Annotated in this window: 13 protein-coding genes and 1 tRNA gene; 7 read left to right on the forward strand and 7 right to left on the reverse strand. The window is 38.1% G+C overall.

Annotated features, from left to right (window positions below):
- Positions 1 to 73 precede the first annotated feature (73 nt).
- The 7 genes from QL998_RS00200 to QL998_RS00230 form a co-directional block, all read right to left on the reverse strand.
- Entirely contained in the window at positions 74 to 1,735 is a 1,662-nt protein-coding gene (locus QL998_RS00200) for an HD family phosphohydrolase (RefSeq protein WP_154903978.1), read from the reverse strand.
- A complete protein-coding gene (locus QL998_RS00205) occupies positions 1,707 to 3,926 on the reverse strand; it encodes an adenylate/guanylate cyclase domain-containing protein (protein WP_290191944.1) in 2,220 nt (739 codons plus the stop codon). Before QL998_RS00205 ends, QL998_RS00200 begins: the two co-directional genes overlap by 29 nt.
- Before the next feature lie 20 nt (positions 3,927 to 3,946).
- The gene (locus tag QL998_RS00210; RefSeq protein ID WP_024605050.1) at positions 3,947 to 4,780 is read right to left on the reverse strand and encodes an MBL fold metallo-hydrolase; all 834 of its coding nucleotides are present in this window, start codon (positions 4,778 to 4,780) and stop codon (positions 3,947 to 3,949) included.
- A gap of 9 nt (positions 4,781 to 4,789) precedes the next feature.
- Positions 4,790 to 11,482, reverse strand: a complete 6,693-nt coding sequence (locus tag QL998_RS00215; RefSeq protein WP_290191881.1) for an Ig-like domain-containing protein — start codon at positions 11,480 to 11,482, stop codon at positions 4,790 to 4,792.
- Between the two features lie 39 nt (positions 11,483 to 11,521).
- Positions 11,522 to 12,643 carry a FecR domain-containing protein gene (locus QL998_RS00220; protein ID WP_182195591.1) on the reverse strand — a complete coding sequence of 374 codons (1,122 nt, stop codon included), beginning with the start codon at positions 12,641 to 12,643 and terminating at the stop codon, positions 11,522 to 11,524.
- Positions 12,644 to 12,655: 12 nt separating this feature from the next.
- Positions 12,656 to 13,981: a hypothetical protein gene (locus QL998_RS00225; protein WP_290191882.1), complete on the reverse strand. Its 1,326-nt coding sequence runs from the start codon at positions 13,979 to 13,981 to the stop codon at positions 12,656 to 12,658.
- Positions 13,982 to 14,550: 569 nt separating this feature from the next.
- Positions 14,551 to 14,626: transfer RNA gene (locus QL998_RS00230), tRNA-His, on the reverse strand.
- 284 nt (positions 14,627 to 14,910) lie between these two features.
- Here QL998_RS00230 and QL998_RS00235 point away from each other — a divergent pair.
- The 7 genes from QL998_RS00235 (at position 14,911) to neuC (ending at position 24,149) form a co-directional block, all read left to right on the forward strand.
- A complete protein-coding gene (locus tag QL998_RS00235) occupies positions 14,911 to 15,729 on the forward strand; it encodes a mechanosensitive ion channel domain-containing protein (protein ID WP_182195597.1) in 819 nt (272 codons plus the stop codon).
- A 186-nt stretch (positions 15,730 to 15,915) separates the two neighbouring features.
- Positions 15,916 to 16,698: a DUF481 domain-containing protein gene (locus tag QL998_RS00240; RefSeq protein ID WP_024596589.1), complete on the forward strand. Its 783-nt coding sequence runs from the start codon at positions 15,916 to 15,918 to the stop codon at positions 16,696 to 16,698.
- Between the two features lie 122 nt (positions 16,699 to 16,820).
- Positions 16,821 to 19,496 (forward strand): SLBB domain-containing protein, encoded by a 2,676-nt coding sequence (locus tag QL998_RS00245; protein WP_182195600.1) that lies wholly within the window; start codon positions 16,821 to 16,823, stop codon positions 19,494 to 19,496.
- Positions 19,497 to 19,578: 82 nt separating this feature from the next.
- Positions 19,579 to 20,526, forward strand: a complete 948-nt coding sequence (locus QL998_RS00250) for a Wzz/FepE/Etk N-terminal domain-containing protein (RefSeq protein WP_182195603.1) — start codon at positions 19,579 to 19,581, stop codon at positions 20,524 to 20,526.
- A 108-nt stretch (positions 20,527 to 20,634) separates the two neighbouring features.
- Entirely contained in the window at positions 20,635 to 21,825 is a 1,191-nt protein-coding gene (locus tag QL998_RS00255) for a UDP-N-acetylglucosamine 4,6-dehydratase (protein WP_290191883.1), read from the forward strand.
- Positions 21,826 to 21,840: 15 nt separating this feature from the next.
- Complete coding sequence (locus QL998_RS00260; RefSeq protein ID WP_182195608.1) at positions 21,841 to 22,995, forward strand: LegC family aminotransferase; 1,155 nt, start codon at positions 21,841 to 21,843, stop codon at positions 22,993 to 22,995.
- Entirely contained in the window at positions 22,995 to 24,149 is a 1,155-nt protein-coding gene (gene neuC / locus QL998_RS00265) for a UDP-N-acetylglucosamine 2-epimerase (RefSeq protein WP_182195610.1), read from the forward strand. Before QL998_RS00260 ends, neuC begins: the two co-directional genes overlap by 1 nt.
- Positions 24,150 to 24,157: the final 8 nt, after the last annotated feature.

Genomic DNA, 24,157 nt, shown 5'->3' on the forward strand with positions numbered 1-24,157 from the left:
GTGGCATTTTTTTGTTTGAATAGTCATAGACTGTAATAAGCACATTTTGAATAAAGATATTACTTTATAGGTGCTAACTTATAGGTGTGTAACCAGGTAAGTTATCAAAATCTACCTCATCTAGCTGCTCTGGGTTAGCATATTCGTTGATATAATTTTTATAGACTTCTGACTCAATAAAAATAGCAAAAATATCAGGATCAAGGTGATTATTACTAACCATGTTCCCTAGAATATTCAAACATTCACTTACCGGTTTTGCTTTTTTATAGGGCCTGTCTACGGCAGAGAGTGCTTCAAAAATATCCGTAATAGCCATTAACCTTGCAGGCACCGACATTTGTTCTTTGGTTAAACCTCTTGGGTAACCAGTACCGTCAAGTTTTTCATGATGACCTAATGCATATTCAGCTACATTACTAAGATGTTTAGGGAACGGCAAAATATCTAATATATTTTTAGTTATATCCATATGGCGTTTCATGATTTCGCGCTCACCTTGGGTAAGTGTGCCGCGTCGTATCATGAGGTTTTCTACTTCATCATCAGTCAGTAGAGGTGTTTCTTCGCCGTTTATTTTAAGCGAATACTGTTTTGATATTCTCAGTATATGGGCTTGTTCTTCTTCGCCCAAAAACTCACCGCCAATATTCACCCGCTGTAATAATGCACGGTCGAGGGCTAGTTGTTTAAGCTCAGTTTCAAGCAATCGTTCAAATTGTAAAACCTCAACCGACTTGTTCTGTTTTATTGCTGAAATAATTTGCTGCTGATAAGAGAGTTCTAAATCTCGACTAATTATTTCAAACTTAGCATCAATAAACTCTATGCGATCGAAAATAGTCTCTAACTTGGTCGACTTTTCCATAATATGATCAGGAGTAGCAATTTTCCCACAGTCATGTAGCCATCCCGCAACACTTAGTTCATGGCGATCCTCTGGGCTCATTATAAAATCTGCTAGTGGACCTTTATCTATTTTATGCACTGCATCAGCAAGCATTAACGTCAGTGCTGGTACCCGCTTACAGTGGCCGCCCGTGTGAGGAGACTTTTCATCTATTGCCATTGCGATAGCTTCGGCAAACGTTGAAAAAAGCACTTCCATATCTTTAACTAAAGTAGAGTTAGTTAGTGAAATAGCGCCTAAAGAGGCAAAAGATCGAATCAGAGTGACGAGCTCTTCACTAAAAGGAATGTTTTTATTTTGCGCATCTTTTACATTTATAAGCTGGATTACACCAATAATGTCATCTTCATGATCTTTTAAAGGAATTGTTAGCATGGACTCAGAACGATAACCCGTGCGAGCATCCATTTTGCGTGCAGCGCTCATATCAAAAGGCAAGGCATCATACACGTCAGGAATATTTATTACTTCCCCTGTATTAACAGAATGCGCAACAATAGCGGTGTCATTTGGTTTGCCATCAATAAAAAGCTCTATATTAGGAAAATCAACAGGACCACCTAATGTGCCGCCTAAATAAAGATTCAATGATTTGTTTATTACTGTTTCAAACTTTAGTTGTTTGTTTGAGGTAATAGAGTAAATGCTGCCAGCATCAGAATTTGCTATCGACATTACAACTTGCAGTATTTCATCAAGTAACTTAGACGAGTTTTTTTCGGTTGTTAGTCTAATGCTAATATCGATAAAGTGTTGAAGATTTGTTTTGTCTTTAATGTGCTGTCGCATATGTTTACTACTTTTGAGTATGTTTAAAGGCACCATTCCAATCCTTAGCTAGTGTTTGCAAATCAGTGCCCTTAATACGTTCAATAAAAATGGCATAAATGTTGGGGCTAAATACGGTTGTACTGTGTAGTTCTTTAAATAAGCTAAGTGCTTGTGGCCAGTTTTTATTATAAAAAAGCGTTATGGCCTGCTGCGACTTTTTAACTTCATTTAACTGCTCTTCATCGAGCTTATCTGTAAAGTTTATAGGTTCAAACAACTGTACAGCAGCTGTTTTACCAACAACTTGCACTTTATCTATTAGACGAAATGAAATATGAGGGCATTCCTTCATCGTTTCTTCTGTAACAAGAATAGCTACGCCATAAAATTTGGTCAAGCTTTCTACTCTAGCACCTAAATTAACAGTATCACCAAGAACTGTATAGGCTTTACGGTAAACCGAACCCATATCACCTACATTCATGTCGCCAGTACTTAAACCGATACCTATTTTTATTGCAGGCTGGTTGTTTTCTGCAAATAACTGATTTATTTTCGTTAACCCGTGGATCATAGACATTGCGGCTTCAACACCATGGCGAGCGTGATTTTCATCTTTTAGTGGGGCATTCCAAAATGCCATCACCATATCGCCTACGTACTTATCAATAGTTCCGTGATGATCAAATATGATTTTGGTAATAGCCGTAAGATATTCGTTTAAATATTCACTTAACTGATGAGGGGTCATACTTTCTGATAGTGAAGTGAAACTACGAATGTCGGCAAACAACACAGTCATATTTTTTCGCTCACTTTTTTGAGATAAACTTTTACCTTGCAGTATCATTTGGTTTATACGCTCAGGAGGAACATATTGGTCAAACATAGATTTTATTTTTCGGCTGTGTTTCATTTCAGCGATAGAGCCTACAATGATGTAATAACCGGCTAATATAATGATGAGTAAAAGAGGCATTAATAAAGGTAAACTAATTTTTTGTACTGACCATAAATAAACGTTTGAAAATATAACGACACTTGTGACTATAAGAGACAAAATAATAATAAAACGTGCGCTCTTACCGTGGCTAAAAAACGATAATACGCCACCAGTTAATGCAATGATGAGTAAGCTTGCCCCCAGTGACCAATTAGGTTTAGATGGAAGTAGTTCTGGGTGCATTAATCCTTCAAATATGTTGGCATGTACCTCAACACCAGGGTACTGCAAACCAACCGGTGTTGATCTTAAATCAGCGAGCCCAATTGCCGATGTGCCAATAAACGCTACAGTGCCTTCTAATTCCTCTGAGCCAATTCGCTGAGTCAAAATATCGGTAGCCGAATAATAAGGAAAGCTATGCGCACGGCCTTTGTAAGGAATTAATACTTGCCCATACTCATCAGTTTGAATCCACTTATCTTGAAACTTTATACCTTCGAATAAGGTTATACCATCTAACATATTGGAACGGGTTTCTATGTTTTCAGCAAGGGTATACAGCCGAGCAACTTCAAGTGCTAAAGAAGGGTAGAGTGTATCGCCAACTCGATTTACAAGAGCTGCTTTACGTATAAAACCATCTTCATCGCTATGTGCATTGATAAAACCGGTACCCGTTGTCGCATTTTGTAACTGAGGAATATTTACAATAGCACCAGGAAACTGGTTTATTTGTGAATTAGTATGATCTGCATTTGCCCATACAACACTGCTTTTAGCTGGCAAGTTTTGATTTGTGAGTTGTTCATCAATTAATAAAAAACCAAGAACAGTATCATTTTTAGATAATGCGCTTGCTAGCTTTGAGTCTGCATCGACTTGTTTAGTAATTTCAGCAAAGGGGATGGTGTACTTTTTTGATAAATCAGGAATCTCAGACATAATTTTTGTAACAGGGTTTTCTTCCTGTTCAGAAAAAAATATATCGAATGCAATAACAATAACACCTGCATCGCTAAGCTTTGTAACAAGGTCGGCTAATTTTGAGCGACTCCAAGGAAAGCGTCCTTGTTCTTGCATGCTCTTTTCATCGATATCAATTATTACAACGGTTTCATCGATGCGCCTAGGCGTCTCTGAAAGCGTCAGTAATAACCGAGAGTCGTATATTATGCCTTCTACACGGTTAACTAACTTTGCAAGCGACCCAGTTGAAAATAACTCTATTGATGCAATTAATAATGTAATAACAGCGCCAATAAAAAAGTGCTTTGAGGTAATGGGTTTTAAGAAGCTAATGAGTAACGCTCCTTGATAGACTAAAAATCAAAAACTCGTCCTTCTCGGCCGCATTCTATTTTTACCTGTTGAGCGTACTGCGTGTGTAAATACTTTTCTATAGCGACTAACTGTTCATCGGTTCTTGATGGATCGTGGCTAATAATAATCACATTTTTAATACTCGCTTTTATAGCAAGCTCAGCAACCTGATCTATGGTGCTATGACCCCAACCATGCTTAAGAGGCAAGTCTGCATCTATAAATTGAGCATCGTGAATTAGTAAATCAGCGCCTTCAATAAAATTACTCCATTCGCAAATACTTGTGTTTAGCTTATCTGGTGGGTTTAGCTCATTGTCGGTAACGTAAGCTATCTTTTTTTCATCTGCTTTAATGCAATAAGCAGTACCGCCACCAGGGTGATTCAGTGGAGCAGTAGAAACCAAAAAACCGTTAAGTGTAAATTGCTTTTGAGACGATAAATCAGTATTAAGCGTAATATTGGCAGGTAAATCCTGATAACACACAGGAAAGTACGAACCACTCATTTGCTTTAATATGGCATCTTGGCTTTTTTTATCATCAACGTTGCCAGCTACAATGGTTATATTGCGGTTGGGCTGGTAGATAGGTTTAAAAAAAGGAAACCCTTGAATATGATCCCAATGATTGTGCGTTAGCAAAATATTGATAGGACTTTGTGTTTCTAGTAAACGTGTACCGAGTTCTACAATACCGGTACCAGAGTCTAAAATAAGATCTTTACCGTTGTTTTGTTCAATGTACACACATGAGGTATTTCCCCCAAAAATGTGTGTATTACTTCCAGCTGAAGGCATCGAGCCTCTAACACCAAAAAATTCAACTTTCATAATTTAAGGCTAAGCTCCATCTGCTTCAAAATTGAATTTAGAAATACTAACATTGTTAGAGTTAGTGTCATTACAGGTGCTACTTACAACAACTTGGGTATCATTTTGCAGGATGATTGAAGTAAACACATGTGTACTGACACATTGGCTTGCTTCATAAAAGCCGGCACCACTGGCTCCAAACGTATTATCCAAAGTACCGTCAGTTAAAATGCGCGCTAACATGCCTTTATTGTTAGCCTTGCCTGCTAAAATAAGTTGATTGCTGCTATCTAGCGCTGCACCACTTAGCTCAGTGTTACCGGTTGAGGCCAAAGTATATTCACCGACACCATTTGCGGCAAAGCTAGTATCAAGCGTACCCGTAACAAGCAACCTAATAACATTGGCTTTATTTGGCGAATCAATAAGGTTTGCTATTAAATATAACTTACCCGTTGTGTCAGTTAAAATCTGCACTATTTTATTGTCGGTATCTGTAGTTTCTTGACCTACATATTTAAAGATTTCAGTACCGTTTGAGCTCAACTTCAATGCGATTAGCTTTGAAGTGCCACTTAATACAGACTTACCACCAATGAAAATATCTGCATTGTCGGTATGTACGCGGTTATAGTACTCAAAAGCTGAGCCTATGATACTTCCGCCAGTGCCAAAGTTAGGCTCAAGGGTGCCTTCTGGAGTCAACATTATAACGATTGGGCTAGGAGTACCACTTGTTACTATTGACCCGACAGTAATAATGTTACCGCTGTTATCAAGTGCAATATCTGTCAGGTTTACCAATTCTGCGCCACTGACAGAGGTTGTGTATACACCGTCTGTTGCAAATGAAGTGTCTAAATTACCAGACTGTTCAACTTTAGCTATAAAGCCCTCTTCACCGTCAGTTTTGCTTTTAGATCCCACAATAAATAAGCTTCCGCTATTGTGTTCAACCAACGCTATATTAGATGCGCTTAAATCTATGGCAATTTCTTTATGGCCACTTTCGCTAAAGCTAGTATCGATATCACCTGCACTCGTAAAGCGTGTTAATACTAACTTAGTAATTGAGTCCGATTTAGCCGTTGATGCAAGAATGTACTTACCGGCATGAGGGTCATTGCTAAGTTGTAAAACGTGCATTGATTGATCGTCAGATTCTGCGCTTATAGTATCAAAAGCAAGATAACCAACGTCTGCAAAGTTGGTAAATAATGTGGCTTGCTCGTCAACTGCAGCAACAAATGGTTTGGTGGTTGAGTCGTCAACAACACCCGATATCCATACAGTATCATTAGCATCTATAGTTGCTGATTTGGCAAATTGTTTTCCATTGATATCTGAAATGATATTAATACCTGATGCACCATAAGTACTATCAAGTGAGCCGTCTGAAGTTAAAATACGGGCAGAAAATAACTTTTCGTTAGCTGAAACACCGGTAGTGCCAGATAAAGTAATTCCATTTTTAATTGGCTCGTATTTTACGCCTGTTACGTTCGCGCCACCATTACCTGCACCACCGTTACCATCAATATCGTAAATAGCAGTACCTGCATCACCAAAACTCGTTATAAGAGTACCCGTTTTATCAATAGCCAAAACCACGGCTTCTTTTTCACCACTGTTACGAGTTATGTAACCACCTGCAAAAGCTGTAAATTCGGTGTTTTTAGCGCCGCCAATTGCAAATAGTTCGTCATCTTTATTATTCTTGGACAAGTCGAGCGATAATGCTGCGCTACCATTAAAGCTTCCATTGTTTTCACCATCAGAAATTAAATAACGAATAAGTACGTCTTTATCACCAGTTGCACTTGTGACACTGCCAACAACCATAAGATCAGAGCTATTAAAGTTTTTAATAGCAAACGCTTCGTCATCTCTACTAGCGCCGCTCACATCGACAATTTTAGGGCTTCCGGCTTCATAAGCGAGCGTAGATATGTCGTATTTTATCCATAAGCTATCGTTGTCGTTACCATTAAATGACTTACCAACAGCCTGAATTTTATTGTCGCTAAATTCAAGGTCATTAATCACGAGGGTGCTTGCTAATGCGGTACAGTGAATACCTGAATTATTATCTCCAGAGTTATTACTTAATACGCCAGCGGTATTCATTTTCAACAAACATGCTTCGGTATTTGTGCCATCAAAACTAGTGTAAGCAACAAAGAGGCTTGTACCATCAGAGATGATAGCTGTTGCTTGTTCATCATTTTCTAAATCTAATACTTTAACGCCATCACCATTAAATGCTGTATTTATCACACCACTCGTTGTATACGATGCAATAACAATATCTTTGTCGCTGTTATTACTAAAACCTACAAAGTAAAGGTTATTATTTAGCTCAATACTGTCATTAAATTCACCGCTTGAAAAAACTCCAGAAAGCTCAAGTTCACCTGTTATAGGGCGACCAAATGTTTCATCTTCAACAGGAACTAGGGGCTCCATATCATCAGTGATATCAATTATTATATTAATAGGAGTTGTTTCGTTAGGCGTACCGTCGTCAGTAATAGCTAGGCTCAATATGTACTGAGGAGTTGTTTCAAAATCAAACGGGCTTTCACCTTTTACAGTTAATAAGCCAGAATCATTATTTATTTCGAATATGGGGGCACCACTGAGTATGGTGTAACTTAAATTTTGGTTCTCAATGTCTGAGGCACTAACAGACCCAATAGTGTCGCCATCGGTTGCGTTTTCGCTAATATTAAAACCTTGGTTTGACGCAACTGGAGCATCGTTAATAGGAGCAATCGTAATTGACAAACTACCAGTATCTGTAGCGTTATTCCCATCATCAACAGTATAACTGACAACAACAATACCGTTGGTATTTGCAGCCGGTGTGTACTGTAGTTTGTTATCAACAACGGATACTGAACCGCTATCGGCTGACGCTGCTGTTATGCTTAGGTTATCGCCATCAGAGTCAGTATCATTTGCTAATACGTTTATCAGTATTGGTGCAGCATCTTCAGCCATGGTCGCGGTATCGTTATTGGCAACAGGCGCATCGTTTACTGCAGTTATCGTAATAGTGAGTGTAGCAGTGTTCGTTCCACCATTATTATCACTAACAGTATAAGTTATAGTGGCGAGTCCATTTTCATTCGGTGCAGGGGTGTATTGAATTTGATTGCCAACTACTGAGACTGAGCCAATATCGGCTGATGCTGCACTGATCGCCAGGCTGTCGCCATCTTCATCAGAGTCATTGGCTAATACGTTTATCAGTATTGGCGCTGCATCTTCAGCCATAGTTGCAGTATCGTTATTAGTCACTGGTGCATCATTCACGGCAGTTATTGTAATAGCGACTGTGGCTGTATTGGTTCCACCATTATTATCACTTACAGTATAAGTTACCGTGGCGAGTCCATTGGTATTCGCAGCTGGGGTATATTGAATTTGATTGCCAACTACTGAGGCTGAGCCAATATCAGCTGAGGCAGCACTGATCGTCAGGCTGTCGCCATCCTCATCTGAGTCATTGGCTAATACGTTTATCAGTATTGGCGCTGCATCTTCCGCCATAGTTGCCGTGTCAGCATTTGCTATTGGAGCATCATTTACAGGTGTAATAGTGATAGTTAACGTTGCTGTACTGGCGCCGCCGTTGCTATCGCTTACAGTATAAGTAACTGTTGCGAAGCCGTTGTCGTCGGCTGCCGGTGTATATTGAATTTGATTGCCAAGCACTGATACAGAGCCAATATCAGCTGATGCTGCGCTTATGGCAAGGCTGTCGCCATCCACGTCTGAGTCATTGGCTAATACGTTTATCAGTATTGGCGCTGCATCTTCCGCCATAGTTGCCGTGTCAGCATTTGCTATTGGAGCATCATTTACAGGTGTAATAGTGATAGTTAACGTTGCTGTACTGGCGCCGCCATTGCTATCACTAACATTATAAGTAACTGTTGCTAAGCCGTTGTCGTCGGCTGCCGGTATATATTGAATTTGATTGCCAACCACTGATACAGAGCCAATATTAGCTGATGCTGTGCTCATGGTAAGGCTGTCGCCATCCACGTCTGAGTCATTGGCTAATACGTTTATTAGTATTGGCGCTGCATCTTCATCTATTGTAGCTGAGTCTGCGTTTGCTATTGGAGCATCGTTTACGGGAATAATAGTAATTGTTAAGTTAGTAGTTGCAGTACCGCCGTTACCATCACTTATTGTGTAGTTAATAATTGCGGTTCCATTTGTATTCGGAGCAGGCGTATATTGGATTTTATTATCAACAACAGATGCAGAACCTCTATCTGCAGTAGCGGCTGTTATCACAAGAGTATCGCCGTCAATGTCGGAGTCGTTAGCTAATACGTTAACTAATAACGCAGGAGCATCTTCGTTCATCGTTGCTGAGTCAGCATTTGCAGTAGGGGCATCATTAACGGGTGTAACAGTAATCGTCACACTTGCTGTTCTGTCGTTTATACCTTCATTACCAGTGCTATAACCATCAGTAATGGTATAAGTTAGTACTATTTCACCTGAAAAATTTGCTGGTGGAGTAAACTGTATTTTTCCGGCGACAATAGTCGCTTCACCAGCAGTATTTTCTATATTAGAAATACTTATTGTATCGCCATCTGCATCAGTGTCGTTAGCTAGCACATCTAAAAAAGAGGCAGAGCTGTCTTCGTCTAACGTATATTGATCGTCATTGGCTTCTGGAAAAGTATTAACGCCGCTTTCACTTAAGGTTACTTGAGCTGTTGCAGTTAAACCTTGCTCATTTGAAATTGAATAGGTAAAGCTATCTACACCAATAAAACCTAAGTCTGGCTGATAGGTAAACGAGCCATCAGCATTTAATGTTAGTTCGCCATTTTGAGTTGTATTAATTGCCGTGGTATTAACCGATAAATCACCAGCCTCAATATTAAAGTCGTTAATTAACAAGCCATTTTGTACTGTTACTTCAAATAGTTTATTTTTGCTAAATTGATAGGCATCATTTTGTGCAACAGGGTTATCGGGTTCGCTGTTTATTACTAAAGTTACTGTGGCTGTAGAGGTTGCACCTAATGAGTCTATAGCTTGATATTGAAATTGATCAACACCATTAAAATTAGCATCCGGCACATAACTAAAGCTGCCATCAGTTGCTAATAATAGTTGGCCATGTGTGGGTGCCACCATAAACGTTTCATCAACTGAAAAACTGTCATTATTTGGGTCAGTATCGTTACTAAGCACACCATTGGCTGCTGTAACCACAAGTGTTTCATCTTCGCTTAAACTATAGCTATCATTGTTTGTTACAGGGGCTACGTTAGTGTTTGAACTTACAATGGTTACATTTGCAATAGCCTGAGCACCTTGTGCATCAACAACTCTGTACTGAAAACTGTCTTGGCCTTGCATATTTTGCTCGCCTTGGTATTCAAAGCCACCATTATCAAAAAGGGTTAATTGTCCTCTTGTTGGTTCGCTAACCGGCGTTGTATCAACAGTTAAGTCATCTAAGTCTATATCGCTATCGTTTATAAGTAAGCCTGGCGATAGGACAACTAAGGTTCCATTGTTTGTAACGCTGTAAGTATTATCAAGCGCAATAGGAGCGTCGTTAACAGCTAAAATGGTTATCTCTACAACTGCGGTGTCTGTCATACCTAGCTCGTTAGCAACTTGATAGCTAAAGGCATCTTCACCATTAAAGTTTGCAATAGGGATATAAGTAAAATCCCCATTTTCATTTATATTAAGAGTGCCATGCTGCGGTAGAATTAATGCATCTGCATTTACACGTAAATCGCCACTGTATTGATTCGTATCATTCGTTAGTACGTTACCTTGCAGAGTTTGATCTTCACTTATCTGAAACTGATCGGCATTTGCCTCTGGTGCAAATGCAAGCTCTCCACCCACTGGCGCTATGTTTATTATATTAGCAAAACCACTTTCACCACTGCCATCAACACCGGTAATAAGTACTTGGTAACTTTTATTAGTAAGTGACTCGGTAATGCTTAATGCAGTATCTTGAATACTTAAAAATTGTTGCCCATTCTCTAATTCATTAATATTAGTAGATGAGACTCCAGCTTGAGTTGCAATATAAACGTTGTAACGATTAAGTTCGGGGTTGGCTTGCCACGAAAGATTAATATTATCTTCGTCTCGTTGTGCTGTAACACCTTCAATTTGATATGGTTGCCAGTTAAAAGTGATTGCATCAGCAAGTGCTTGATTATTTAAAGTGTCAGTTATCCATATTTCAAGACGTATTTCCCCTGGAGTTACGCCATAAAGCGCAGGACTGAGGCCTATAATTGACTTTTCGTAGTCAACACCACAATCAGAAGAACAAAGTGATATGCTTTTATTAACGCTAGGGAGTACTAAATTAACTTCAGCAATGCCATCAGTATCCGAAGCTTCAAGTAAAAAAGAAACATTACCTTGTACGGTGTCGTTTGTTTGTGGAAAAACAATATTAGCGCGAGTATTAGCTAAACTTGCTCCAACAACTCCTCTACTTGAAGTGACAGCACCTAAAACTTTTGTACTCTTGGTTTGATTACTCGCTATAACACCAGCCAAATTTATATAGCTAGTCACCGTTGGCGGTATTACTTCAGCTGTAGGTGATTTTATAGCTTCTTGAGAAGGGCTTTCTTCTGAACCTCCACAAGCACTTAACAAAAACACCATAGAACCAAGCAAAAATATATTTTTTGCTGTCATTTTAAATACTCCATAATAAAAGCTTTGTATCCAATGTGTTTATGGTTCTAATTTAAAAGAACCGCTAGCATTTACATCAGGATTATTTATTTCGTTAAGATTAAAGTTGCCAGTAATGTTGTCTAGGTCATTCAAAAATATTGCATCAACATCGCCCTCGGCTTTATTGTTACCATGGGATGCAAATGTAACGGCCAGCTCAAGTTCGCTTAAATTTATTAAGCCGCTGTAGGCTGCATACCAATTTCCGCCGGCATCATTAAAACTAATTTCGCCATCAGGCACTGTGCCATTATCAAAATCAACGGCCATAGTCATAGCAAAGTCAGTAACAGCACCTACACTCGAATTTACATTAAAGCTTGATGCTTCATAGTTAAATACACCTTGGCGCTGAGCTATCTGATCAACTAAAGACGCGCTGCTAACTGTTTGAAATTGTTGTTCAGAATATACATCCATAGCATCTGCATCTGTTTCAAAGGCATTTACTTCAACTTCAGTTGCAGCTACTTGCTCAGTTTCTTCTTCGTTGTCATCTTTAGGATCGATCGTTACAATATTTTGATCAAACACACGTGCCGCACGCGTCGTTTTTAATACTTCACCAGTGGCTGTAATTTGCGCAAACGAAAATGCTTCGTTATCACCCAAAGAAACTACGCTACTATTTTCTAACGTTAAATCTATTGCGCCATCCCATACAGCTAAAAATACATTGCCTTCAACGAGCTGAACTTCAAAATGTGTTCCACGTATACCAATAGAGCCCACGGGAGTTTTTACACTATAAGAGCCGCCATTTTTTTTAATCACACCTGAAATAGAGCGCAAACCGCCTTTAAGTAACTCAATGGACGCGGAGCCTTGTTGGGTATTAGCATCAAATTCGTAGTTAGCAATATTTAGTTCTGAATTTTCTTTTAAAGCGATTAAACCACCATCCGACATCGAAAACTGCGCTTTACTTTTCTCTCCAGTCGTAATGCGATCTACACCAAAAACGGTATCTCTGCGCTGCAACTGTCGTTGTTGTTCAGAGCTTCCATCAACCGCAAGTACTGAGCCTCGCGCTAAAATAGTTTTACCAGCAGGATCATTTGCTTGCGTATAAAAACTTACACACAGTAAAGTGGTAATTACAGGGAGTAAATGTTTCATAAATACCTTAAATTAAAATGAGTAAGAAGCGCTTAAATTGATATCTAAACGGTCATATTCGAATAAAGAAATATTACTGGATTTATCTTGATAGTTTGCAGCCAACTGTATTGCTAAATCACGATTAACTAAATAGCGAACAGTAGTCGAAAGCATAAAGAGGTTATCGGCACGTTCTTGTAAAAATAAAGGGTGATCTTCTTTATAATTAATCCATTGGTATCCAGCAAGAGACAACAACTGCCAATGTTGAGCCAGCTGAGTGTTTGCTTGGTAGTACAAGCTAGTAATATTTCGGCTATTAAATTCGCCTTCAGTAATATCGGCTTTTTCGTTTTTGGCGTTAACGCTTAAACTTTGAAACCATTGATTAGTTGCATAGCTAGCACCTGCATTTAATGTATAAAACGAATTATCGAGCTTTTCATCAAACCTATTATTCAAAACACCAGCAGTCGCAGAGCTAAATAAATTAACTTGTTTATTTAGCGTAAAATTAGCTCCGGCCGTTAAAGCTGATTCAGTACGATAAAGTTCACCGTCAAGCATCAACGGAGTGGTAGCAACTCGTGCAAACCAACTTATGTCATTTTGTTTATATTGATAGGCGGCATTCATGTGCGCATTTAAACGATCGTATTGACTGAGTTCTTCAAACTTGTACCACCCGGTATCAATACTTAAAGTGATTAAGCTTTTTTGGTCAATAGGGTGAGAGTACTTTCCTCTGTAATTAAGTCGTGCATAGTTGTCTTGCGTACTTTTACTTTCTGGCGATAACAAAAACTCACCAATATTAGGAATTATAATCGTATTTTCTGCAGTACCTGCGTTTACGTTGCCATCTACGCCAAGGGCAAGCTCAATATTTTGTTTATAAGAGCGTCCAGCCTCTTGTTGCTTAAGTGCAGCAGTTTCTAGCAATGACTGTGCAGAAGACTTTATATTATTAGGTGTGTCAGGTGAGTTAATTAGTATTAAAGCTTGAGTATCGGCAGCAGGTAAATTATTAACTGTTAAATAAGCACGAACTAAGTACAAGCGAGCTTCATACCATCTAGGATTATTTTCAACCACGCGTTCAAAGGCAAATACAGCTGGCGCCGCATGCCCTGTTTTAAGTGCACTGACCCCTAATAAAAAGTCGTATACGGGTTCGCCCAGGTACTGGTATTCGCTATTACTTTTTTGATAAGCCTGAGTGTATTTTTTTTCAGAAACTAATTTTTGAAGCTCAATCAATAACTTATTGAATTCATCATTGCTTTGAGCCAATGAGTTAAAGCTCATTACAGCTAAACAACTACACAGTAAATTTCCTAAAACCTGTTTAATCATGCTTAATTTTATATCCCAGTAGAAGTTTGATGTTTTGTAAAAAGTGATGCCAACATTAGAAACCTACCACTTTTTGTAGCTAAGTATAGTTAATACAGTCACATTAGTTAATTAATTGTAGATAAGTAACGAGTTATACCAATCCGCGATAATACTTAATCATTTTGCGGGGCTAAACGTGTCGCTACCTGTGTTAGAAAATTCTCATTTACGACTGCATAGATGCAGAAGGTAGAGCAATGCAGGAGCAATTGCCGAGAACAACTAAATAGCGAATTTTTTGCCAAGCTATCAACATGTTTTTCCATCCTCAAAATAGATCACTTAATTAAGCGAATTGGTATAAATACTTGTTTATTACATATTATTACTAATTAGGGCGTGTTGATCTTTGTGGATTGAAATTTTTTAATCTAGGGATGATTTAATCGCTGCGCGAGATTTGTAAATTAGTGGGTTTAACTAGAGTATTAATAATTATGTTGCAAGGCTAATATAGTAAGAGTTTTTAGAATTTATATAATAGAATAATTAATAGGGTATAAATATGAGGCTTTCTAGGAAAGAAGTGGGGCGATTGACGGGGCTTGAACCCGCGACAACCGGAATCACAATCCGGGGCTCTACCAACTGAGCTACAACCGCCACTACACACACCTTGTTTGGTGTGGCGCGCATAATACATAAAATAATAATTGTTGTGAAGCCCAAAAGTGAAATAAATTAAAATAATTTAAATCAGGCAAATATAATTAGTATTTAGTCGTTAATATTTTTTCAAAGTAGGCTATGTTTTATCGCATAAATGCCTCTAAAAAATAGAATATACTTGCATTTAATAGTATTAATTCATTATTTCATGAGAGTAAATTGTAAATTAATGTATAATAATGCCCGAAAACGCTTAATAAAAAACATTTGGAGTAAATATGGATTCAGTACTTAATTGGCTTAACGATAATTCAGGCCTAATTTTACACTACGGTATACAAGCTGTTGTTGCGCTTGTTATCTTTTTACTTGGTAGTCGTGTTGCTAAGTTTTGTTCTAACTTAACTGAAAAAGGTTTTGCTAAAAAGAAAGTAGATAAAGCTGTCGCTTCATTTGTTTCAAGTATTGTGTACACACTTGTATTTGCTGTAACTATTTTAATGGCACTTTCGCAAATTGGCATTGAAACAACTTCGTTCATTGCTATTTTAGGTGCTGCCGGTTTAGCTGTTGGTTTAGCATTACAAGGTTCATTATCTAACTTCGCATCAGGCGTACTAATTATTTTACTTCGTCCATTTAAGTCTGGTGACTTTGTTGAAGCAGGTAATAAAATGGGTACGGTTAAAAAAATCGAAATATTCTCAACTGAACTACGTACTCCAGATAACAAAGTAATTATCGTACCAAACTCTCAAATAATGTCTGGTGCTATTACTAACTTCTCACGAGAGTCTACTCGTCGTATCGATTTAGTTATTGGTGTTGGCTACGATGCTGATTTACGTCACGCAAAAGAAGTATTAAAATCTGTATTAGATGCAGAAACACGCATACTTAAAGATCCAGCTTACAATGTATCTGTAAATGAGTTAGGCGATTCAAGTGTTAACTTTATTGTTCGTCCTTGGGTTAACGCTGCTGATTATTGGCCTACTTACTGGTCATTAATGGAAAATATTAAAATCGCATTAGATGATGCAAATATTACTATCCCATTTCCACAAATGGATGTTCACTTTCACAAGCAAGACTAATTTTAAATAGTTATTTAATTAAAGTTATCTTTAATTGTTATAGTGCTAAAGAGCTATTAAACATAAAATTTTCATGCGGTATTTGCTGCATGAAAATTTTTTACATTATTACTTAGCTGTTTAGCTTGCTCTAACAAGTAATGCTTTAATAAAATAGATGTACATTTATACAAAGGTTATTTTTTAATGAAATTAAAGCTTTTATCAGTTTTAGTTGCGGCTTCTGCTGCAACAAACGCATTTGCTGCAGACGCAGAACAAAGAACATGGGAAGTTACCAGTGAATTAGGTGCTATTGTCACAAGTGGTAATACAGAAACGACCACACTTAAAGGTGGCATCAAAGTTCAGCACAATCTTGAACACTGGAACAACGAATACAAGCTAGACGGCATCTACAAAGAAGATGAAGTTGAAGATGCAAATGGTGACAAAAACAAGCAGCGCACTAACGAAAAGTATTCAATTTCTGCACAAGGTAATTACAAATTAAATGAAGATCATTCTCATTTATTCATTTATGGTTCACACGTTTCAGATTATTTTGGAGCGTATAGAAGTGAGTCAGTAATTTCTGCAGGTTACGGTTTACGTTTATTAAACGAAAAAACTATGTGGTTAAGTGCTGAAATTGGTCCTGGTTATAAATACTTTGAATACCCAGATGACAGCACTGAAGTTGATGACAACGGTAACTCTCTTGCTGGTGAATTTGAAGGCGAAGTAATTGCCTTAGGTAAGTTAGATTACAACTGGCAAATTTCTGAGAATGCACGTTTTACTCAATTAGTTGCTGTTGAGTACGGTGATACAAACACTAAAACTCGTTCTGAAACTGCATTACTTGCAAAAATAAACGGCTCGTTACAAATGAAAGTCGCTTTTAATGTCACTAACAACTCAGATGTTGCTGACGACAAAGAAAGCACTGACACTGAAACGTCATTCACGTTGGTTTACAGTTTTTAACCAATGTAGTTAAGTTAATTACACTAAAGTGACAAAAGGGACGAAAGTCCCTTTTTTATTTGCTTAAAATTAAGGTATTATAGCGGCCAATTTTGGTTGTAGACCTAGGGATATACCTACTCGTGAAAGTTTTTACACAATTTATTAGTGCTTTTATTCTACTTTGTAGTTTTAGTACTTTGGCTTTTACGCCAACAGCGTCTCAAATTGAGCAATTTAAAAAGTTACCTAAAGCTCAACAAGAAGCCCTCGCAAAACAATACGGTGTCGATGTATCAACGATCACTGGTACAAACCAATCTAATAATCAAAATAATACTCAGCAGCAAAATAGTATTGGTGAGCGCGCAGAACCCGAAAAAGAAAAGCTTACAGATGAAGAGCGCTTTAAACCAAAAACAGACGAATTAAAACCATACGGTTACGAATTGTTTGCAGGTGAACCAACTACATTTATGCCAAGCGAAAATGCTGCAGTACCAGATACATATATTGTGGGCCCTGGCGATCAATTAAAAATAAACTTTTATGGTAAAGAAAGTGACAGTTTTGAAGTTATAGTTGACCGTGAAGGACGTATTAGTATTCCAGATTTAAGCCCTGTAGAAGTGGCCGGTTTAACTTTTGCTGAAATTAAAGAATTAGTAAAAGTAAAAGTAGAGCAAGAGGTAATAGGTGTAAAAGCGTTTGTGTCGCTTGGTCAGCTTCGTAGCATGCGTATTTTAGTGCTAGGGGAAGCTTACAAGCCTGGTAGCTACAGTGTTTCTTCATTAACAACCGTTTCGCACGCATTATTCGTAAGCGGTGGCGTGTCTGACATTGCTTCTCTTCGTAATATTCAAGTTAAACGCGCAGGCAACGTAGTTGCAAACTTTGACCTTTACGACTTACTTATTAATGGCGATAGCAGCAACGACATCGTATTAAAACCGGGCGATGCAGTATTCATACCGTCAGTTGGCGCTCAAGTAACAGTTGAAGGTGCAGTTAAACGTCCCGCTATTTTTGAACTTAAAAAAGGCGAGTCTGCTAAGCAGTTATTAGCGATGGCCGGAGGCCTTAAACCCAATGCATACGCTAAAAGCGCAATTGTAGAGCGCTTTAATTTCGATCGTAAAGAAGTACTCTCGGTCGATTTTTCAAAACCACAAATTAACTATATCCCACAAGATGGCGACCGTATTCGTTTTAATTCGGTTAGCTCGCAATACCAAAATTCAGTTAGCTTAATTGGTGCAGTAGCACGCCCAGGTAATTATCAATGGCACCAAGGCAAGCGTATTTCAGATGTACTTAAATCTATACGCGGTGACCTACTACCGCAAGCCGATTTAAGCTACGGCCTCGTCATCCGCGAAATAAATGTAAACGGCGATATAGAAGCGCATCAGTTCGACGTTGCTCAAGCAATTATTAAAAATCCTGAAAACAACTTACAACTTAAAGCTAATGACAAGATAGTTGTATTTAGTCGTTTTGAAGAAAAAGAAGCAGAGCAATCAGCTCTAGCAAATATGGCCCTTAGCCAAGAGCAACAAGAGCAGCAACAAAAAGCAGAGCAATGGCACAAGTTTGAGCAAAAAGAGTTCGAAAAATATATTGGTGTTAATCAAGAAGACGAAGAGCTTGTTCTTGGAGACAATAAAATACTAACAATTGCTGGAATTTCTAAACGCAAAGCAAAAGAAGAAAACCAAGAACTCAAACCTGAAGATTACGCATTATTTAGCCGCCATAATTTATTAGCGCCAATTATTGCTAAATTTAAGCAACAAGCATCTGTAAGCCAAGCCATGCAACTTGTTGAAATTAGCGGGAACGTTACATTTCCAGGTATTTACCCATTAATGGTTGGTGGTGAGGTAAGTGATTTAATAACAGCAGCCGGTGGCCTGTTAGAGTCTGCCTACGTAAAACAAGCTGAAATTACACGTATTGTAGCCAGCGATGGTTCTAAAATAGAACACTTACGATTTGACCTTGAAAGCGCCATGAAAGGCGACCTTCAAAGTAATATTACATTACAAAGTAAAGACAGCATCAACGTTTTTGCAATTCCAAATTGGCAAGAAAATGTAAAAGTAGAATTAAAAGGTGAGCTTAAGTTTCCAGGCACATACACTATTCGCCGAGGTGAAACGCTTACTGATTTACTTAAACGTGCGGGCGGATTTTCTAATTTTGCAGAGCAAAAAGCAGCAATATTTACCCGCGTCTCTATTAAAGAGCAAGAGCAACAACAGCTAGCCCGTTTATCAACCGAGCTACGCCGTGATATAGCATCAAAAAGTTTTCAAAACTCAGTTAGCAGTAATTCACTCTCGTACGATGAAATGAATAAGCTACTAAATGACCTAGCAAGTGTTGAAGCGGTAGGGCGTCTAGTTATAGATTTACCTTTAATTGTAGATAACAAACAGAATTTAGTGCTTCAGGATGGCGATACACTTTACGTACCAAGTAAGCGTGATTCTATAAGTATTATTGGTGAAGTTAACTACTCTACATCGCATCTTTTTAAAGCTGGTGTAAGTGTTGATGATTACATTGATCTAAGCGGTGGTCTTAAAGAGCGTGCCAATGAAGATAGCATCTATATTATTAAAGCAAATGGCTCCGTAAAAATACCAAATACAGGTGGCTGGTTTGCTGCTAATAACTCAGAGCAGTTAGAGCCTGGAGATACAATTGTAATACCAATGGATACAAGCCATATGGATAAGCTGACGTTATGGAGTACTGCTACGCAGATTATGTACCAATTAGGTGTAGCGGTTGCTGCGATAAGTGGCATTTAACCCATTCAAATATTTTCGTAGTGTAAATACAAGTAACTTGCAAAAGTGTATTTATAATACTCAGGATTGGTAAATATTTTATATGAGCAAAAGTAATTTAAATTCCAGTAATGTACCTGTTACTGATGATGAAATCGACCTACGAGAGATATTTCGTGTAATTTGGGAAGGTAGGTGGCTAGTTATAACTTTAACAACTGTAGTTTCTGCTTTAGCAGTACTATACGCTTTAAATCAGCCTAACATATATAAAGCAGAGGCATTGCTAACGGCCTCTGAAAAAGAGCCAGTTAGCGGTCTAAGCTCACTTTCAGGTCAGTTTGGCAGCCTGGCTAGCTTAGCAGGAGTTAACTTAGGTGGTAATGGAGGCGGAAATAAAACGCAGTTAGCGCTCGAAATATTGAAGTCTCGCAAGTTTACTACTGACTTTATTAAAGCTCATAATATATTACCAGATCTAATGGCTGTAAAATCTTGGGATCGTCTCGATGATATAATTTATTATAATGAGGCTATTTATGACAAGAGCAAAAATAACTGGATTAGGGAGGTTGAAGCACCCTATAAGCCTGAGCCTTCTATGCAGGAGGCCTATAAAAAGTTTCGCGAACACCTAGTCGCATATATGGATAAAGAAAGTGGGATGATTACGATATCTATTGAGCACATGTCTCCCGTGGTTGCACAGCGTTGGGTTAATTGGTTAATAGAAGATATTAATAGCGTTATGAAATCGAGAGATGTTGAAGAGGCAATTAAAAGCACAGAGTTTTTAACAAGCCAACTAGAGCAAACTCAAATTACTGATATTAGGGCTGTACTATATAAGCTAATTGAAGAGCAAACTAAAACTATTATGTTTGCTAATGTAAGAGATGAGTATGTTTTTAAAACGATTGATCCCGCACTAGTGCCTGAACAGAAGTTTAAGCCTAAGAGGCCGCTTATATGTATATTCGGATTTCTTTTAGGGGGGATTTTAAGTGTTGTAACTGTTTTAACTCGATATTTTTTAAGAAAAGAGAGATAGCACCCAACTCTTTAAATTTAATTATAATAATAAATAGTGATTATAATTATTGTTAACCGAAGTCTCTAAGAGATTAATATATTCAACTTTTTAATTTAAGGTTTTCACATGAGTCAAATTATATCGCTAATCGGTAGAACAAAAGAATTATTCTCAACTGATATTTCAATGCATGAATTAAAACTAACTGAAGCAGTTAACAAGTCAAAATTTCTTGTTCTTGGTGGCGCAGGTTCTATTGGTCAAGCAGTTACAAAAGAAATCTTCAAACGTAACCCCAAAAAGCTTCATGTCGTTGATATAAGCGAAAATAATATGGTTGAGCTAGTTCGCGATGTTCGTAGTTCGTTTGGCTATATCGACGGCGACTTTCAAACCTTCGCACTTGATATTGGCTCAGTAGAATACGATGCGTTTATAAAAGCAGATGGGCAATATGATTATGTATTGAATTTATCTGCACTTAAGCATGTTCGTAGTGAAAAAGACCCATTTACTTTAATGCGTATGATTGACGTAAATGTTTTCAACACGGATAAAACAATTCAACAATCAATTGATTGTGGTGCAAAAAAATATTTTTGTGTATCTACTGATAAAGCAGCAAATCCAGTAAATATGATGGGAGCCTCAAAACGCATCATGGAAATGTTTTTAATGCGTAAAAGCGAAGAAATCGCTATTTCTACCGCTCGATTTGCCAACGTCGCTTTTTCTGATGGTTCATTATTACATGGCTTTAACCAACGCATACAAAAGCAGCAGCCAATAGTCGCTCCTAGCGATATAAAACGCTATTTTGTTACACCTCAAGAGTCTGGTGAACTATGTTTAATGTCATGTATTTTCGGTGAAAATAGAGACATTTTCTTTCCAAAACTAAGTGAAACTTTACACTTAATTACCTTTGCAGATATTGCTGTAAAATACCTTCAAGATCGTGGTTACGAACCTTTCTTATGTACAACTGAAGAAGAAGCACGTGAGCTAGTAAAAACGCTACCGGCTCAAGGTAAGTGGCCGTGTTTATTTACTGAAAGTGACACCACCGGCGAAAAAGACTTTGAAGAATTTTTTACCGACAATGAAACACTAGATATGGAACGTTTTGAAAATTTAGGCATAATTAAAAATGACGCTATTTTCGAACAAACTTTGTTAGCCGAATTTGAAGAAGCAATTACTCAAATGAAAACTAATAAATCTTGGGCAAAAGACGAAATTGTGTCGCTTTTCTTTAAAATGCTACCTGACTTTGGGCATAAAGAAACGGGCAAATACCTTGATGGTAAAATGTAATTAGGCAAATATATTATGACTAAACAGCTTGTTTCATTTGTGAAAGATCTCTACCAAACTAACGAGTTCATTCCTTTACACGCACCAACGTTTTCAGGGAACGAACAACAATATGTATCTGAAACAATAAGCAGTACATTTGTATCTAGTGTTGGTAAATTTGTAGATGACTTTGAAGCCCACATTGAAAATTACACCGGAACCGCAAAAGCAGTTGCTACTGTAAATGGCACCGCAGCGTTGCATACAGCTCTGTATATGGTGGGAGTTAAAAATAACGATATCGTTATAACTCAAGCCCTTACTTTTGTAGCAACTTGTAATGCATTGCATCATATGGGAGCAGAGCCAGCATTTGTTGACGTATCACCCGTCAGCTTGGGGTTATGCCCTAAAGCTTTGTCTGCTTTTTTAGAGCAACATGCAGTATTAACCGAATCGGGCCCCGTGCATAAAACCACAAAGCAGCGCTTTCAGGCAGTGGTTCCAATGCATACATTTGGTCACCCTGTTGAGCTTGATGAGCTAATTAGTGTGTGTAACGAATGGCAAATCGCTTTAGTAGAGGATGCAGCCGAGAGTCTTGGATCTTTTTACAAAGGTAAGCATACCGGTACCTTAGGTGATTTTGGTGCAATTAGTTTTAATGGTAATAAAATAATTACCACCGGTGGTGGCGGTATGGTTTTATGCAAAACCTTAGCGTCGGGGCAGCACACCAAACACATAACTACCACAGCTAAAGTGCCTCATCCGTATGAATTTTTTCATGATGAAGCTGGCTTTAATTATCGCATGCCTAACTTAAACGCTGCACTTGGTTGCGCGCAAATGGAAAGCTTAGCCGCATTTATCGACAATAAACGCTATCTCGCGAATTTATATATAGACTTTTTTAATGGGTCTGATTTTAAATTTGTCACTGAGCCTAATTATGCAAAATCAAATTATTGGTTAAACGCCATTATTTGTCCAAATCAAAGTGAACGAGAAAAACTATTAAAACAGACAAATGCTGATGGTGTAATGACTCGACCAGTATGGCAATTAATGCATCGTTTACCTATGTTCGAAAAGGTAATGAGAGGCGATCTAAGCCATTCAGAGTTTATTGAGGCTCACTTAGTTAATATACCAAGCTCTCCAGTTAATAGTTTAGGCAAATTGTAATGACAAAAAAAATAGCTGTATTTACAGGTACTCGAGCAGAGTATGGGCTGCTGTATTGGCTAATAAAAGATATTCAAAATGATCCAGAGCTTACATTACAGCTATTAGTTTCAGGCATGCATTTATCATCTGAATTTGGTGAAACTTATAAACAAATAGAGCAAGATGGTTTTACCATAGATGAAAAAATAGAAATTTTACTCTCATCAGATACGGCCGTCGGTACCGCTAAAAGTATGGGGCTGGGTGTACTTGGATTTACAGATGCATTAAGTCGATTAAAGCCCGATGCATTGGTTATTTTAGGGGACCGCTTTGAAGCACTTGCAGCCGCTCAAACTGCGATGATAATGCGCATCCCTATTTTGCACCTACATGGTGGAGAAATCACCGAAGGTGCTTATGATGACGCTATTCGTCATGCCATTACTAAGCTGAGCTATTTACACGGAACCTCTACCGAGGGGTATCGGCAACGTGTTATACAGCTAGGTGAAGTACCTGAACGAGTTAAAAACATTGGCGCAATTGGCCTTGACCATTTAGCACGTAGTGAGTTTATGAGCGTAAATGAAATTGGCAACTCATTAAGTTTTAATTTGAAACAGCCTTACTTTCTTGTTACCTATCATCCGGTAACGCTAGGTGAAGAGCCTCCAGAGCAAAGCTTTATAGCATTACTAGATGCGTTAGATGAGTTTCAAGATCATCAAATTATTTTAACCTATCCAAATGCCGATGATGGTGGGCGCCGTATCATACCAATACTTGAAAACTATGCTAAACAACATCCTAATAGAATTTGTGCAATACCTTCGTTGGGGCAAAAGCGCTACCTAAGCACGGTAAAAAACGCCGCTGTTGTTATTGGCAACTCATCAAGTGGGATCATTGAAGTACCAGCATTTAATGTGCCTACAGTTAATATAGGCGTAAGGCAAAAAGGCCGTTTAGCTGCTAAAAGTGTACTTAATTGCATAGCAACAAAAGCCGCTATTTCTGCAGCAATAACGACTGCTGTTACTGGTACTTATAAAACTCCAGGCGAAACAATTATTAATCCATATGGCGCCGGCAATGCAAGTGCTCAAGCAATTCAAATGCTCAAATCTTTAGAGTTTGAGCCGAGCAAATCTTTTTACGATTTAAAGTGAGAACCTCC

This window comes from Pseudoalteromonas sp. APC 3691 (genome assembly GCF_030408135.1).
GTDB lineage: Bacteria > Pseudomonadota > Gammaproteobacteria > Enterobacterales > Alteromonadaceae > Pseudoalteromonas.